The following is a 15,111-nucleotide window of genomic DNA, read 5'->3' on the forward strand; positions in this document are numbered from 1 at the left end:
TTCTCTCTAGCCAGCATAATCATTTAAGCGAGTTACTTGGGCGCCTTGAGCTGCATCTCTGGTTGAGCTTTTTTCTTCGCCTTAACCTTACGAACCACAAACCAAATCAATAAGCCCAATAGAATCGCGACCACATTCCCCACCGCAATAATGATCATACTGCGCTGTCTGTCATCTTCACGTTTTTGGAGGATCATCAACTCTGTTGCGATACGCTTCTGTTCAGCAAGTGCTTCTTCTTGAAGACGTCGTGATTCTGCTAAGTCGATATCTTCAACAACGCTGTACGACTGCTCGGTAATTGGAAAGATCAGCGGGCGCTGACTTGAAGCATCAGTGGCGTAAACCATTCCTGACCAATTATAAATCCCCAAATCGCCATTGTAAGGCACCTCTAGAGCGACTTTCATTGCGTCGACTTCAGCTTGGCCCTGCCTGTACGTTACATAATCATCAGGTGCTTTATGCTCAACGTGAACCGCTAAAGAGCTCGGTGCGATCATGCCTTGCTCACCAGACACCACAATAGTGTGAGGTAAGCCCTCTTTTCGAGACTGAATGAAAGTAGTGGTGATCGGTGTTGGGTAAACTAAGACTTCCTGTTCTTGCGCTCGCAAAAACACGCCATTGCCAGAAGTAATACGCGCGCGGTATTTGCCAGGCTCGATATCAATTGGCAAAGAGACAGTGAACACACCATCTCCGGCTTTTTCATCAAGATCAGCGCCATCATCGGCAAACTCGCCCATAACAACAGGCACTGGGCGTGCTTCTCTCACTAAAGACTCTTCGTTTTCGACAAACTTAGTAAATGTCACCTTGAGCTTCACGCGATCCAGAAAATCACGCAGCACAAGAGGCTTTCCATCTGAGGTCAAACGAGCGGTAAATTTGATATGTTCGGTTTGATACAACTTATCTGGGAACTCATTAGCATCCAAAACAAGATGAGACAGCAGCTTGATATTGTTCTTAGGGGAAACTTTACCTATCGCTTGCCAAGGGCCGGGCATCGGATTGTCGATAGAGATAATGTCCATGGACGATTCTTCGTACCAACGGACATTATCAGCATTGCGCCAAGAGTAGTATTTCTTGCCATCAGGGCGAACCAAAACGACAGGTTTAGAGTTATCGGCTCGATAAATCACAAAGGTGACTTGTTCAATACTGGGGTCAACTCGAAAACGGTTGTCCAATAAACTCATTACAGATTCCGTTGCTGCATGTAGACTAAAACTTAACAGCAATAAGTAACCGGTAGCCAATACCCTTAACATACTTTCTCCCTACTGACGCCAAAGGCAGCTTCCGCTTTTCTCGACGAGGTCTAAACGATTTTGATGCGCTTCTACTTCATCGGCCGTAGCTCGTAAAACCTTTAGGGATTTTCGACCACTTTCTACTCTTCGTATACTTTCTGCTTCGCCTTCTTGTTGGCCAGCGTTAAATTGCAGCGAAGTTTGTCCACCCGTCATCAATAAGTAGACGTCGGCTAGGATCTCCGCATCGAGCAATGCGCCGTGGAGAGTACGGTGCGAGTTATCAATACCATAACGGTCACATAAGATATCTAGGTTGTTTCTTTTACCTGGGAATATCTTCTTCGCCATTGCCAAGGTATCGGTGACTTTGCAGTAGTCATCCGTTTTACCTATCGCTGGATTAAGCTTCTCAAACTCATAGTCCATAAAGCCCGTATCGAAGGGCGCATTATGAGCCACCAGCTCCGCACCTTTGATAAAGTCGAGAAACTCTTTATGTATATCTTGGTATTCAGGCTTATCAATCAAGAATTCATCGGTAATACCGTGAACGCCAATCGCCTCTTCTTGAATCGCACGATCGGGCTTGATGTAGACGTGGAAATGACGCCCGGTCAACCTACGGTTGATGATCTCTACTGCACCAATTTCAACGATGCGGTGGCCCATATAGTGAGGGCCACCCTCTGTATTCATACCGGTGGTTTCGGTATCGAGTACAACAATGCGCTTATTTTCGTTCGAACTGTTTTTTTCGTTCGTGCTTTGTTCTGGAGTGCTACTGGTATTCATAAGGATAACTGTGTCAGACTATGCCGATAATGTGCTTGAGGTAATAGTATCAAATCATGACGAAACAAGTTGAAATTTTCACTGATGGTTCTTGTTTGGGCAACCCTGGTCCCGGTGGCTATGGCATCGTACTTCGCTACAAGAAAGTCGAGAAGACGCTAGCAGAAGGCTTCACGCTAACAACCAATAACCGCATGGAAATGCTCGCCGCTGTCGTGGCTCTCCAAGCCCTCAAAGAACCTTGCTCTGTGATTCTGACCACAGATAGCCAATACGTGCGTCAAGGCATCACACAGTGGATTCATAACTGGAAAAAGCGTGACTGGAAAACAGCCGACAAGAAACCGGTTAAAAATGCCGATCTGTGGCAAAGGCTCGATAAAGAAACCGCTCGCCATAGCGTTGATTGGCGCTGGGTAAAAGGACACGCGGGACACAGAGAAAACGAAATGTGTGATGATTTAGCGCGAAATGCAGCGGAGAATCCGACTCAAGAAGATACGGGCTATCAACCAAGCTAACCGCTTTTTAAATTAGACGCACATTTCAGAAAGCGATTTATAATTTCTCAATCGAATTGATAGATGAAAAGCCGACAACTAGTCGGCTTTTTCTGTTTTTAGCGGATATGACGCTTTGGCTGAATCCATTGTACGGCGCGTATTGGTTCTAAAACTGGCTCCAACAGGCGAGAAACGTCGCTTAAGGTGCCAATGTGGTTTGATGGGTTTTAGCGGGTAAGTACGTTTACGAGCAACAATAAAGTATTGGCTTCCGGCGAAGGATGCACAACCACCTAAGCTGTTCTCCAACCACGTCCACATCGCTTGATACTTACTCATCGGAAACAGTGCGTAGGTGTCACAATGAATTACTTCATAGTTAAGTACACCTAACCAGTCTTTAATTCGACTTGGCGTGTACATACGCCCACTCCAGGGTAAGCTGTTCTTTCGCCAAGGCATCAAACTGGCAAGCCCAGTGACACTGATTGGGTTGAAGCCAGTGATAATGATATAGCCATCGTCCATCATCACTCGATCGACTTCTCTCAATAATCGATGCGGGTCATTGCTATAATCTAGCTGATGACTCAGTACTACAACATCAAAGCTTTTCTCCAAAAAGGGTAAATTATAGCCATCCGCTATCACATTATGTAATGGGTTCTGGATATCTAGGTTTACTTGATGTTGAATGTTGCATGTGCAGCTAGAAATCTCACTACTGAGGCCACCGAGCTTGAGCATATGGTAACCAAATAGCTTTGGGCACCACTCATCGAGTCGAGTTTGAATAGATTCTCTCAACCAGTCCCCATTGTGCAATTGCGCCCAAGTGTAAGGACGTTCAAACTTCTTTCTGCTACGTGCTGGCTTCATCAATAATCTGTCTCACTTATTCTGTCGCACTAAAAGTGACTGGAGAACCAATAATGTTACATATCAAAAGCATACCTGCATTTAACGACAATTACATCTGGCTGATTCAAAATAGCGATCGCCGTTGTGCTGTCGTCGACCCTGGTGATGCGGCTCCAGTATTAGAGTACTTGGCACATCATGAGCTAACTTTAGATGCAATCTTGATTACACACCACCACCATGATCACATTGGTGGCGTTCCAGAATTAGTAAGGCAACACCCTGGCGTTGATGTAGTGGGCCCAAAGAACGAACCGATCCCAACGTTGACTCACCCTGTCGACGATGGTGACCAGTTAGAGCTGTTTGGCGAAGTCTTTCTAGTACTTGGGCTGAGTGGCCACACCGCGGGTCACATTGGTTATGTGGGTGATGCCAAACTGTTTTGTGGTGATGTGCTGTTCTCTGCGGGTTGTGGCCGAATCATGGAAGGCACGCCACAACAGATGTTCGATGCGCTGAATAAGATCACAGCGCTCCCTCAAGAAACCGAAGTGTATTGTGCACATGAGTACACTGCAGCCAATATCGCTTTCGCATTAGCGGTTGAGCCTGATAACCAACATTTACAGCAATATCGCGACCAAGTGAACCGACTTCGCGCTCAAAATAAGTCGACCATCCCCACAAATTTGAGACAAGAGAAGTTTGTGAACCCCTTCCTGCGCTATACCGAGCCAAGTGTAATGAAATCAGTGTCTAATCGCACCGAAAACACCGATCCTCTGTCAGTGTTCACCGCTTTACGTACGTGGAAGAACGAATTTTAACAAATCCAGACTTGTCACTCATAGGGGGTGGCAAGTATTATCATCGGCCGTTTATTAAAAAGGCTGTAACATGCGAGTTAAGTACAGCTGGGCTTTGGTACTACTACTTTCTGGTTGCCAATTAACTCAGTCAGAGAATCCAGACCAAGCTTCCGAGCAAACCAACACATCTCCTACTAAAGAAGTTTCTCAAACGAACGTTTCATCAGAAGCGACCAAAGAAGAACCAAAGGTTGAAGCACCTGTCGTTACTCCACAAACACAAGAAGATGTTTGGAAACGTATTGCGATGCAACTTGAAATGGAAGTACCCGACCAAAAGAAGGTCGATTACTACCGAACTTGGTATCTAAAGCACCCTAGTCATCTAAAAACCGTCTCACAACGTGCTGAACCCTTCCTTTATTTGATCACCACTAAGATTGAAGAAAAAGGCTTACCACTAGAATTGGCCTTGTTGCCGGTTGTAGAAAGTTCTTTCGATGCGTTCGCCTACTCTCATGGCAGCGCTGCAGGTCTATGGCAATTTATTTCTGGCACAGGCAAAGATTACGGACTAGAACAGAACTTCTGGTACGACGGTCGTCGTGATGTCGCCGCCTCTACCGATGCTGCATTGGATTTCCTATCAGACCTCAACAGACGTTTCGATGGCGATTGGAATCATGCCATTGCTGCCTATAACAGTGGCGGTGGTCGTGTAAGCAGTGCTATCCGCAAGAACAAGAAGCTGGGTAAGCCAATCGACTTCTTCTCTTTGGATTTACCAAAAGAGACCAGCAGCTACGTACCTAAGCTACTTGCACTGGCTGACGTGATTGCCAACCAAGAAAAGTATGGCATCGACATTCCTGCAATCCCTAACAAGCCGGTATTGACTCTGGTTAACCCGGACGAACAACTTGATCTGGCGATTGCGGCAAACTACGCAGGCATTCCGGTAAAAGAGCTGCAAGGCTACAACCCAGCTTATAACCAATGGGCGACGGCACCAGAAAAGCATCAGCAATTATTGCTTCCTCTAAGCTCTGTTGAGAAGTTCAACAAAGAAGTGGCGGCCAATAAAGGCAAAGGCATGAAGTTGGTGCGTTATAAAGTGCAATCTGGCGATAGCATCAGCGTACTGGCGAGTAAATACAACACCACCAGCAAAGTGATTCGTTCTGCAAACGGGATGAGCAACAACAATATCCGTATTGGTCAGCACCTACTTATCCCAACCTCAACCAAAGACGACAAAACGTACGCACTAAGCGCTTCAAACCGCCTAGCAAGCACACAGTCGAAGAGTCGAGGCCAATATAAGCTTAATCATACGGTAAAAAGTGGTGACAGCCTGTGGACGATTGCGCGCGCAAATAAGGTATCTCACCAATCACTGGCTAAGTGGAATGGCATGGGACCACGCGACACGCTTAGAGTTGGTCAAGAACTGGTCATTTGGAAGAATGGTTCAGACGGCGCCATCATCCGTACGATCTTCTATAACGTAAGATCGGGTGACACAGTCAGCGGTATTGCATCAAAGTTCAAAGTTAAAAGTGCAGATGTTGTAAAATGGAACACTTTGCAGAACAAGAAATACTTACAGCCAGGACAAAAACTGAAGCTGTATGTTGATGTAACTAAGGTAAGTGTATGAACCCGTCAAGTAACCCACTCGTCATGCTGTTGGATATATTCCGTTCGCCAACAGCTTGTTTCTTAGCGCTTTATCAGCGAAGTGCTTGGGGATGGCAACCCTACGTCGTATTAATGCTCAGCCCATTTTTATTTTGGGGTGCCTATTTTTCGAATGTAGATTTTGCATGGTTAAGTGCAGAGCTATCGCAGCAACTGGCTCAAACGAACCCTGACCAATTGGCGTTACTTGACAGCAATACCTTACTCGCAAGTGAAATCATCAGCGACGTATTTGGCCGAACATTAACCATCGTTCTATTGGCATTCTGGTTTAACCTAGCAACCAAGCCAAGCCAACATCAGCACAGCTTTTGGCGATGGTTTGCAGCGGCATCGGTTGTTATATTCCCAGCTGTTTTAGGTGATGTAGCAAGCTACGCAAGCCTGATACTCAAGCATGGACATGTGATGAACTACGCTGCCGACTTGAACAGCTTAAATGGCTTAATCAAGTTACCGCTAACCAATGATTGGTCACAGTTTTCTAGCTCATTACCACTGCTTCTGCCATGGTACATCGTGCTAGGTTATGCTGCGGTATTAACGTGGACTGAGTTTGAACGCGGGCAAGCGCTTGTGATTTCAGGCTTACCATGGGTTGGCTACTACCTAATCTGGGCGCTCTACATTTTAATCTTTTAAGTTGAAGAGATAAGGCTAGCGAAAACTCTCTAGCCTATTTGCTCCGTTAGATTACCCAACGTAACCACCGTGCGAATAGTTAAGCTCCAATAGCTAATAACTATTTAGCCTTAAAGGTCACTCGCATAGGGTTATGATCAGAAGCGTCCGTAATAGGCGCTTTTGCTTTTTCTACCTCTAGCCCTCGATAGAATACGTGGTCGAGCACTAGCCCTGTAATGAACTGAGTTCTGTTATCTGGCTCAAAGGCAACTTCCGTCAAACCAACCTTCTCCAACGCATCTTTCAATACAGCAAAGCGAGCTTCACTCCAGCTATTAAAGTCCCCAGCAAAAATAACAGGCCCACGATACTTTTGCAGATTGTCGGTTAAGCTCTTGAGCTGAGCCTCGTAATCTTCCGTACCAAAGGTAAAGTTCACAGCATGGATATTAATCACAGCCAGCTCTTCGCCATTGCTTAGTTGGTAACGCGACCAAAGCGCGGATTTAGGCAGTTGAAGCCAAGGTTCTTCATGAGTATAAGCACAAGCTTCAATCGGTAAATGAGTTGCTAGGTTGAGTACCCCAGCACTTTGCTCAAAGGCTTCAAACGCATTCACACGAGTGCTACCCCACTGTCCGCTCGTTACCCATTGGCGAAGTCCTTCTGTCATACTCGCTTCTTGCAGCAAGACTAAATCGCTACCTGCCGACAGCTTATTTAACTCACTCTGCCAATTATTTCGGTTTTGCTTATAGATATTCCACACCGTAATGTCTAAGCCATCAGACACATCAATCGCTTTCGGTGCAGAGTTTTGGTAGCAGCTGTAGATGTCGTTACTGGTACTTTGAGAGGAAGTGATCAGGTTGGGTTTATTCGGGATCACGAAGATAAAATGAAAACTAACGACAGCAAGCGTTATCAATAGCGTGATAACAACGATGGTTCTCTTAAACATACAACACCCTACCAGAAATGAAAAAGGAGCGATAAACGCTCCTTTTAGGGTAATAGTTTTTTTATACGGCGTCTTCGTCTTCTTCGCCAGTACGAATACGTACCACACGTTCAACTTCAGTAATGAAGATCTTACCGTCACCAATTTTACCTGTTTGAGCCGTCTCGATGATGGTATCAACACATTGGTCAGCCACTTCGTCGGTCACAACGATTTCTAGTTTCACTTTAGGTAAAAAGTCGACCATGTACTCTGCGCCGCGGTATAGCTCAGTATGACCTTTTTGACGTCCAAAGCCTTTAACTTCAGATACTGTCATACCCGTAATACCCACTTCTGCAAGTGCTTCACGTACATCATCAAGTTTGAATGGCTTGATAATGGCTTCAATCTTTTTCATGTTCATCCCTTAAACTGTGCGAATGGCTCATTATCGGTTAGCTATAGTAAACATTCAATGAAAAAAGCCAGAGCTTTAAAGCTCTGGCTCGAAATTTATCATCTTGTTTAATCAGCGCTTTGAGAAGGTTTTACTTAAGGCTTGCGTAGTAAGCGGCTAGATTCGCGATGTCTTCATCACTCAGCATTGAAGCTTGAGCCTGCATTACAGCGGCCAAACCACCAGTGCGCTGGTTGGTCTTGTATGCCTTAATTGATGAAGCGATGTATTGCTCGTTTTGACCTTTAAGGTTTGGATAGCCTGGGATCACTGCGATACCGTCTGCACCATGACATGCCGCACAGATTGCTGCTTTAGCTTGACCCGCAGCAACATCAGCCGCCAGAGCGTTACCACTCAATAGTCCAAATCCAAGAACTAATCCTAGTGTAATTTTCTTCATTGCATATTCCATTAATTATTTTTATTAAAGTGACGTCGAATTGTGACACAAACTTTTTCTACTTGCTCCAAAGCGCTTCACAATCTTGACCTTCGTAGTTTTTATCTACGAATAAGCCTAAAACAGCGATCACTCGATCGCCATCCATTAGTATCGGCGTTCTGCGTCTTAACCAACTGGGTACTTGGTACTCTTGAAACAACTTCTTCAGCTTCCTGCTATGACCGCGCCCAACAGGATGCGCAGATAATCCTTCAGGGCTGAAGATCACTCGTAGCGCTCCGCTTGAGTCCTTCAAACTGAAGTTTTGTGAATCGCTACCATTCGATACAGCATCACTCTGTGATGGCATTAATTGTAAATCCCCTAAACCATCGGGCAGTTCCAAGCTATCACCAAGCCCAACATCAGCTTGCCAACTAGACAAGTCTTTAGTCTCTTTCACTATGTAGAGCTGATGATTAAAACGCCTAACCTCAACATCACTCAACACCAGTTTAGGGTTGGCATCCGCCTGAGCACACGCTACTTCATTCCAGATAAGCTTGAGCTGCTTTTGACTCGGCATTGCTTGATTACAATGACTCAACCACATTCTTAGCAGTCGTGCTCGTAACAAGTCTGAGTGTTGAGATAACGCCTCAATGTTTAAGCTCTGGCTATCTCCCAAAGCTTGCTGAAAGTGTGATTCAAGCAACTCATCGAGCAATAACTCTTGCTCCGCACAAAGCCGAGCACTGCGACTGACCGACTCACGAAAGCTCGGCCAACGCTCGGTCAGCACCGGAGTCACTTGGTGGCGAATAAAGTTACGGTCGAAACGCACATCCTGATTACTTTCATCTTCGACCCAAGTTAAGCCCATGTCATGAGCGGCTGCTTCAATCTCGGTTCGGGTTACCGATAGCATAGGGCGAACAATATGAGCATCAGTAAACGGCATGACTTCAGCCATTGAAGAGAGGCCTTTCGGACCACTGCCGCGCTTTAACGCTAACAGGAAAGTTTCTACTTGGTCATCGATGTGTTGACCAGTGACAAGTACATCGCCGTATTGAATGTGTTGTTTGAAGGCCTGGTATCGAGCATCTCTGGCAAGCTTTTCTATGCTTTCCCCACAGTTAACATCCAGCGACACTCGCTCAATAGCTAGTGGAATAGACAAAGCATTACACCATATTTGGCATTGTTCTACCCAGAGATCTGCATTCTTGCTTAGGCCATGATGAACATGAACCGCATGGCACTCAATCTCGTGCGCTTGAGCATATTGAGCGGATAACTCCAACAACACTCGTGAATCAACACCACCACTGAAAGCGACCACCAACCTACGAGGCTTAAGTGAGCTTTGGTTAAGTACGGATGTGAAGGTTTCGATTAGGTGCGTCATGAGGCGAATAAACCAAGAGGTCGTGTGTGAAGGGATAATGTTTTAATAATAAAAAAGGGTTGGCACTGAGTCCAACCCTTTCATCAACTTGTTACGTTAAGCAGGCCTTATTGATAAGGCAGCCTATCAGCAGTAGCCGTAGCTCATTAGACGCTGGTAACGACGCTCAAGAAGCGTTTCGTTATCAAACTGCTCTAGCTCTTCTAGCTGTTTAACTAGCATGTCTTTCATGTTCTGAGCAGTCTGTACTGGGTCACGGTGCGCGCCACCTAGAGGCTCAGGAATGATTTCGTCGATAAGCTCAAGCTCTTTAAGACGAGGAGCAATTAGGCCCATCGCTTCTGCTGCTTGTGGTGCTTTGTCTGAATCACGCCATAAGATTGAAGCACAACCTTCTGGAGAGATTACTGAGTACGTAGAGTACTGAAGCATGTTCACGTAGTCACCAACACCAATCGCTAGTGCACCACCAGAACCGCCTTCACCTACAACGTTACAGATAACTGGAACAGAAAGACCAGCCATAACCTTTAGGTTTTTCGCGATAGCTTCAGATTGACCACGCTCTTCAGCACCAACACCTGGGTATGCGCCCGCTGTGTCGATGAAAGTAATGATAGGCATGTTGAAACGCTCAGCGGTTTCCATTAGACGTAGCGCCTTACGGTAACCTTCTGGCTTTGGCATACCAAAGTTACGGATCACTTTCTCTTTTGTCTCACGACCTTTCTGGTGACCAATAACCATAACAGGACGGCCATTTAGACGAGCCATACCACCCACAATAGCTTTGTCGTCAGCGTAAGCGCGATCGCCCGCCATCTCTTCAAACTCTGTGAATGCATGCTCCAGGTAATCTTTGGTGTAAGGACGCTGAGGGTGACGAGCAAGTTGAGCTACCTGCCATGCACCTAAGTCACTAAAGATTTTCTGTTTAAGCTCTAAGCTTTTTTTCTCTAGTTGTTCGATTTCTTTGTCTAGATCTACCGCTGTGTCACCACCGTGACGCGAAACGTCACGTAGCGCTTCGATTTTTGCTTCAAGTTCAGCGATAGGCTTTTCAAATTCTAGAAAGTTCAGGCTCATCTATGAATCCTTGTTGATTCAGCTCCGCATTCGCGAAGCTAAATTTTAGTTAAATTCGAGTTCTACTTGGCGATTTCCAAGCAGCTGTTTTAATTCGTCTAGTAATGTATCACTTGGCGTCACACGCCATTCTGTGCCCAATGTTAACCGCGCTCTAGCGTCGGCACGCTGGTAGTATACATTGACTGGGACCGTTCCGGCTCTATAAGGTTCTAAGATTTGACTAAAGCGTTCAAAAAATTGACCGTTAATTTGGGATTGGTCGATAGATATCGACACCCCACGAGCATATTTCTCACGGGCGCTTCCTAAGTCCATGACCTCGCGCGCGGACATTTTAAGCCCGCCATTGAAATCATCAAAGCTGACCTGTCCGGAAACGACCACAATTTTGTCTTTTTCGAGCAATTCTGCGTAGCGATCGAGCGCATCTGAGAACAACATCACTTCCATTCGGCCCGAACGGTCATCAAGTGTCATCAAACCGATTCGCGTACCGCGCTTCGTCGTCATCACTCTAGCAGCAATCACCAAGCCCGCAATTGTTAGTGATTGGTCACGACGCGTTGGCGTCGCATCTTTTAAGCGACAGCTGGTGTATTTCGCTAACTCTTTGATGTAAGCGTTAACCGGGTGACCCGTTAAATACAAGCCAAGCGTTTCACGTTCACCCTCAAGCCAAACCTTCTCAGGCCATTTAGGCACTTGGGTATACTTGTGCTCAACCTCTTCCGGAGCGTCGGTCAACACACCAAACATATCAGATTGACCAAAAGACTCGGCATGGTGATGTTGGCTCGCCGCCTTCACCGCATCTTTCAAAGATGCCATCATTGCCGCTCGGTGAGGACCTAATCTATCTAAGGCTCCGGATAGAATCAACTTTTCGATAACACGTTTATTAACCTTCTTCAGGTCAAGGCGTGCACAGAAGTCGAATAAGTCTTTAAAGTAACCGCCTTTGTTTCGCGCTTCAATGATCGCTTCAATAGGGCCTTCACCGACCCCTTTGATCGCACCGATGCCATAAACAATCGCGCCATCTTCATCGACGTTAAAGCGGTACAGACCCGAGTTGATATCTGGTGGTAAAAGCTTGAGCTTCATACGGAAACATTCATCAACAAGGCCGATAACCTTCTCAGTGTTATCCATATCCGCCGTCATTACCGCAGCCATAAATTCCGCTGGGTAGTGCGTTTTCAGCCATAGCGTTTGATAAGAAACCAGTGCGTATGCTGCGGAGTGAGATTTGTTAAAGCCGTAGCCCGCAAATTTCTCTACCAAGTCAAAGATCTTCATGGCTAGTTCACCATCAACACCATTGGCTTCAGCACCCTCTTTAAAGGTACCACGCTGCTTTGCCATCTCTTCTGGCTTTTTCTTACCCATCGCACGACGCAACATATCCGCTCCGCCAAGCGTATAGCCAGCAAGGATCTGTGCGATTTGCATTACCTGTTCTTGATACAGGATGATGCCGTAGGTAGGTTCTAGTGTCTCTTTAAGCGATTCGTGCTGCCACGTTTCATCAGGGTAAGAAACCGCTTCTCGGCCGTGTTTACGGTCGATAAAGTTATCTACCATGCCTGATTGCAGAGGGCCCGGACGGAACAGGGCTACCAATGCGATAATATCTTCAAAACAGTCCGGTTGTAGACGTTTGATCAGGTCTTTCATACCACGCGATTCCAGCTGGAATACCGCGGTGGTTTCAGAATTTTGTAATAGGTTAAATGACGCTTGGTCATCAAGAGGAATCGACTCGATACGAACCGGCTCTTTACCCTCTTTCTTCAGGCGAGGGTTTACGAGGCCTAACGCCCAATCGATGATGGTCAGAGTACGTAGACCCAAGAAGTCGAACTTAACCAAACCAGCGGTTTCAACGTCATTCTTATCGAATTGCGTTACCGGGAAGTTACCTTCTGCGTCGGCATAGATTGGCGCAAAATCAGTGATCGTGGTGGGTGAGATAACAACACCACCTGCGTGCTTACCGGCATTTCGCGTACAACCTTCAAGGATGCGACACTTATCAATCAGCTCACGAACTTCTTCATCGCCATCGTAAAGCTCTGGCAATGCAGGTTCAGCAAGGAATGCTTTCTCTAGCGTCATACCCGGATCTGGCGGTACAAGCTTTGAAATTCGATCGACGAAACCAAACGGGTGACCCAGTACACGGCCTACGTCGCGGATTACCGCTTTTGCCGCCATAGTACCAAAGGTGATAATCTGAGAAACGGCATCACGACCGTACATCTCAGCAACGTGATCAATAACTTGATCACGCTTATCCATACAGAAGTCGATATCGAAATCGGGCATGGATACACGTTCTGGGTTCAAGAAACGTTCGAAAAGGAGATCGTATTCAAGTGGATCAAGATCGGTGATATCAAGTGCGTAAGCCACCAAAGAACCGGCACCAGAACCACGCCCAGGACCTACGGGCACATCGTTGTCTTTTGACCACTGGATGAACTCCATTACGATCAAGAAGTAGCCCGGGAACCCCATGTTATTGACAACTTCGAGCTCGATCTTGAGTCGCTCATCGTATTCCGGCCTGCGCTCTGCACGCACTTTTTCATCTGGAAATAGGAACGCTAGACGTCGCTCAAGGCCTTCTTCTGACTTCTTGATCAAGAAGTCTTCAATCGCCAAACCTTCCGTTGGGAAGTTAGGCAGGAAGTATTCGCCTAATCGAACGGTTACATTACAACGCTTGGCAATCTCAACACTGTTTTCCAATGCTTCAGGGATGTCTGAGAACAGCTCACACATCTCTTCTTCGCTACGTAGGTACTGTTGTGGGCTGTAGTTTTTTGGTCGACGTGGATCAACCATCGTGAAGCCGTCGTGAATCGCTACACGGATTTCATGAGCATCAAAAAGATCTTCAGAAATAAATACCACTTCGTTGGTCGCGACAACTGGCAGGTCTTCTTGCTCGGCCAGTTCTAGCGCAAAGTGCAGATAAGACTCTTCATCAGGACGTCCTGTACGGATCAGTTCCAAATAAAAACGGTCGGCAAAGTGTGTTTTGTAAAACTCGACACTACTTGCAACCAACTCATGGTTGCCTTTTAGCAACGCCTTACCAACCTCACCTTCTTTCGCACCCGATAAAAGAATCAGGCCTTCAGCATGTTCAATCAACCACTCTTTATCAATAACAGGCTGATGTTGAACATGACCACGAAGGTAAGCTTTCGAGATAAGCAACGTTAGGTTGTTATAACCTTTATTATCCGTTGCGATAACGGTGAGCTTAGTCAACTCGTCACCGAACTCCGGAGACTGCATCAAGAAGTCAGCACCAATAATAGGTTTAACCCCACACCCATGGGCAGTACCGTAAAACTTCACCAAACCACACAGGTTGGTAAAGTCGGTCAATGCTAGAGCAGGCATACCCATTTCAGCAACTTTTTTAACTAATGGCGGCACCTTAGAGAGGCCATCCACCATCGAAAAGTCACTGTGTACGCGTAGGTGAACAAATTTTGGATCTGACATTATTTTTCCTGATTTCTAGGTTTTAGCCTAGGATTACAACTGTGTGTATTCTATTTTTTTCTACCGCAAGTTAGCAACTTTATTCGCTGCCAAACTCTAGTTAATATAAAGCTCTAATCTATACCAAGAACACGTTTTACTGGCTTAAAGCTCTTACGGTAATGCTCAGTTACACCATGTTTTTCAATCGCTTCGAAATGCGCCTTGGTCGGGTAACCTTTATGTTTAGCAAAACCAAACTCTGGATGAAGTTTATCAAGATCTTCCATCTCTTGGTCACGAACCACTTTAGCGATGATAGACGCTGCGCTGATTTCAGCAACTCGCAAATCCCCTTTTACAATTGCCAAACCATCCATAGGTAATTCTGGAACACGGTTACCATCGATCAGAGCCATATCTGGCTGAATGCTAAGTCCTGCAATAGCACGCTGCATCGCTACCATGGTTGCTTGTAGAATATTTAACTCATCGATTTCTTGTGGGGAACAACGGCCCACAGACCACGCCAAAGCTTTCTCTTTGATTTCAGGAAGCAACGCAAGACGCTTTTTCTCAGACAGTTTCTTTGAGTCGTTCAAACCTTCGATAGGATTGTTTGGATCGAGGATAACTGCAGCAGTGACCACGTCGCCAACCAAAGGACCACGTCCGACTTCATCCACGCCAGCAAACAAGTGGTAGCCTTGCGGGTATTCAAATGGAGGAAGCTCTTTTTTCTCTTTTACTGCCATAACTAATCTCTT

The 15,111-nt window shown here is 46.0% G+C and carries 14 protein-coding genes; 4 read left to right on the plus strand and 10 right to left on the minus strand.

Features of this window, described 5'->3' with window-relative positions:
* Nucleotides 1-32: 32 nt before the first annotated feature.
* The gene (locus OQJ75_RS00435) at nt 33-1,280 is read right to left on the minus strand and encodes a TIGR03503 family protein (RefSeq protein ID WP_265970474.1); all 1,248 of its coding nucleotides are present in this window, start codon (nt 1,278-1,280) and stop codon (nt 33-35) included.
* Nucleotides 1,281-1,289: 9 nt separating this feature from the next.
* Entirely contained in the window at nt 1,290-2,057 is a 768-nt protein-coding gene (gene dnaQ, locus OQJ75_RS00440; protein WP_010436546.1) for a DNA polymerase III subunit epsilon, read from the minus strand.
* 56 nt (nt 2,058-2,113) lie between these two features.
* Here dnaQ and rnhA point away from each other — a divergent pair, with 56 nt between their 5' ends.
* On the plus strand, nt 2,114-2,578 hold the full coding sequence (gene rnhA, locus OQJ75_RS00445) for a ribonuclease HI (protein ID WP_017069372.1): 465 nt from the start codon (nt 2,114-2,116) through the stop codon (nt 2,576-2,578).
* 78 nt (nt 2,579-2,656) lie between these two features.
* Here the strand turns inward: rnhA and OQJ75_RS00450 are convergent, their stop codons facing one another.
* Nucleotides 2,657-3,439: a class I SAM-dependent methyltransferase gene (locus OQJ75_RS00450; protein WP_017060724.1), complete on the minus strand. Its 783-nt coding sequence runs from the start codon at nt 3,437-3,439 to the stop codon at nt 2,657-2,659.
* A gap of 53 nt (nt 3,440-3,492) precedes the next feature.
* Between OQJ75_RS00450 and gloB the strand changes: the two genes are divergently transcribed.
* The 3 genes from gloB to OQJ75_RS00465 all read left to right on the plus strand — a co-directional run bounded on the left by gloB (nt 3,493) and on the right by OQJ75_RS00465 (nt 6,576).
* Entirely contained in the window at nt 3,493-4,251 is a 759-nt protein-coding gene (gene gloB, locus OQJ75_RS00455) for a hydroxyacylglutathione hydrolase (protein WP_265970475.1), read from the plus strand.
* A gap of 70 nt (nt 4,252-4,321) precedes the next feature.
* Nucleotides 4,322-5,893 carry a LysM peptidoglycan-binding domain-containing protein gene (locus OQJ75_RS00460; RefSeq protein ID WP_265970476.1) on the plus strand — a complete coding sequence of 524 codons (1,572 nt, stop codon included), beginning with the start codon at nt 4,322-4,324 and terminating at the stop codon, nt 5,891-5,893.
* Nucleotides 5,890-6,576 carry a YIP1 family protein gene (locus tag OQJ75_RS00465; RefSeq protein WP_265970477.1) on the plus strand — a complete coding sequence of 229 codons (687 nt, stop codon included), beginning with the start codon at nt 5,890-5,892 and terminating at the stop codon, nt 6,574-6,576. Before OQJ75_RS00460 ends, OQJ75_RS00465 begins: the two co-directional genes overlap by 4 nt.
* Nucleotides 6,577-6,676: 100 nt before the next feature.
* Here the strand turns inward: OQJ75_RS00465 and OQJ75_RS00470 are convergent, their stop codons facing one another.
* From OQJ75_RS00470 to rnhB, 7 genes are all read right to left on the minus strand, one after another.
* Complete coding sequence (locus OQJ75_RS00470) at nt 6,677-7,519, minus strand: endonuclease/exonuclease/phosphatase family protein (protein ID WP_265970478.1); 843 nt, start codon at nt 7,517-7,519, stop codon at nt 6,677-6,679.
* Nucleotides 7,520-7,580: 61 nt separating this feature from the next.
* Nucleotides 7,581-7,919 (minus strand): nitrogen regulatory protein P-II, encoded by a 339-nt coding sequence (glnB, locus tag OQJ75_RS00475; RefSeq protein WP_017063373.1) that lies wholly within the window; start codon nt 7,917-7,919, stop codon nt 7,581-7,583.
* A gap of 130 nt (nt 7,920-8,049) precedes the next feature.
* Nucleotides 8,050-8,373 carry a c-type cytochrome gene (locus tag OQJ75_RS00480; RefSeq protein WP_265970479.1) on the minus strand — a complete coding sequence of 108 codons (324 nt, stop codon included), beginning with the start codon at nt 8,371-8,373 and terminating at the stop codon, nt 8,050-8,052.
* A 46-nt stretch (nt 8,374-8,419) separates the two neighbouring features.
* Nucleotides 8,420-9,754 carry a tRNA lysidine(34) synthetase TilS gene (gene tilS / locus OQJ75_RS00485; RefSeq protein ID WP_265970480.1) on the minus strand — a complete coding sequence of 445 codons (1,335 nt, stop codon included), beginning with the start codon at nt 9,752-9,754 and terminating at the stop codon, nt 8,420-8,422.
* A gap of 126 nt (nt 9,755-9,880) precedes the next feature.
* Nucleotides 9,881-10,840, minus strand: coding sequence for an acetyl-CoA carboxylase carboxyl transferase subunit alpha (gene accA, locus OQJ75_RS00490; RefSeq protein ID WP_008224015.1), 960 nt, complete (start codon nt 10,838-10,840; stop codon nt 9,881-9,883).
* Between the two features lie 45 nt (nt 10,841-10,885).
* Nucleotides 10,886-14,365: a DNA polymerase III subunit alpha gene (dnaE, locus tag OQJ75_RS00495; protein WP_265970481.1), complete on the minus strand. Its 3,480-nt coding sequence runs from the start codon at nt 14,363-14,365 to the stop codon at nt 10,886-10,888.
* 113 nt (nt 14,366-14,478) lie between these two features.
* A complete protein-coding gene (gene rnhB, locus OQJ75_RS00500) occupies nt 14,479-15,099 on the minus strand; it encodes a ribonuclease HII (protein ID WP_265970482.1) in 621 nt (206 codons plus the stop codon).
* Nucleotides 15,100-15,111: the final 12 nt, after the last annotated feature.

The organism is Vibrio sp. 14G-20 (assembly GCF_026241515.1).
GTDB lineage: Bacteria > Pseudomonadota > Gammaproteobacteria > Enterobacterales > Vibrionaceae > Vibrio.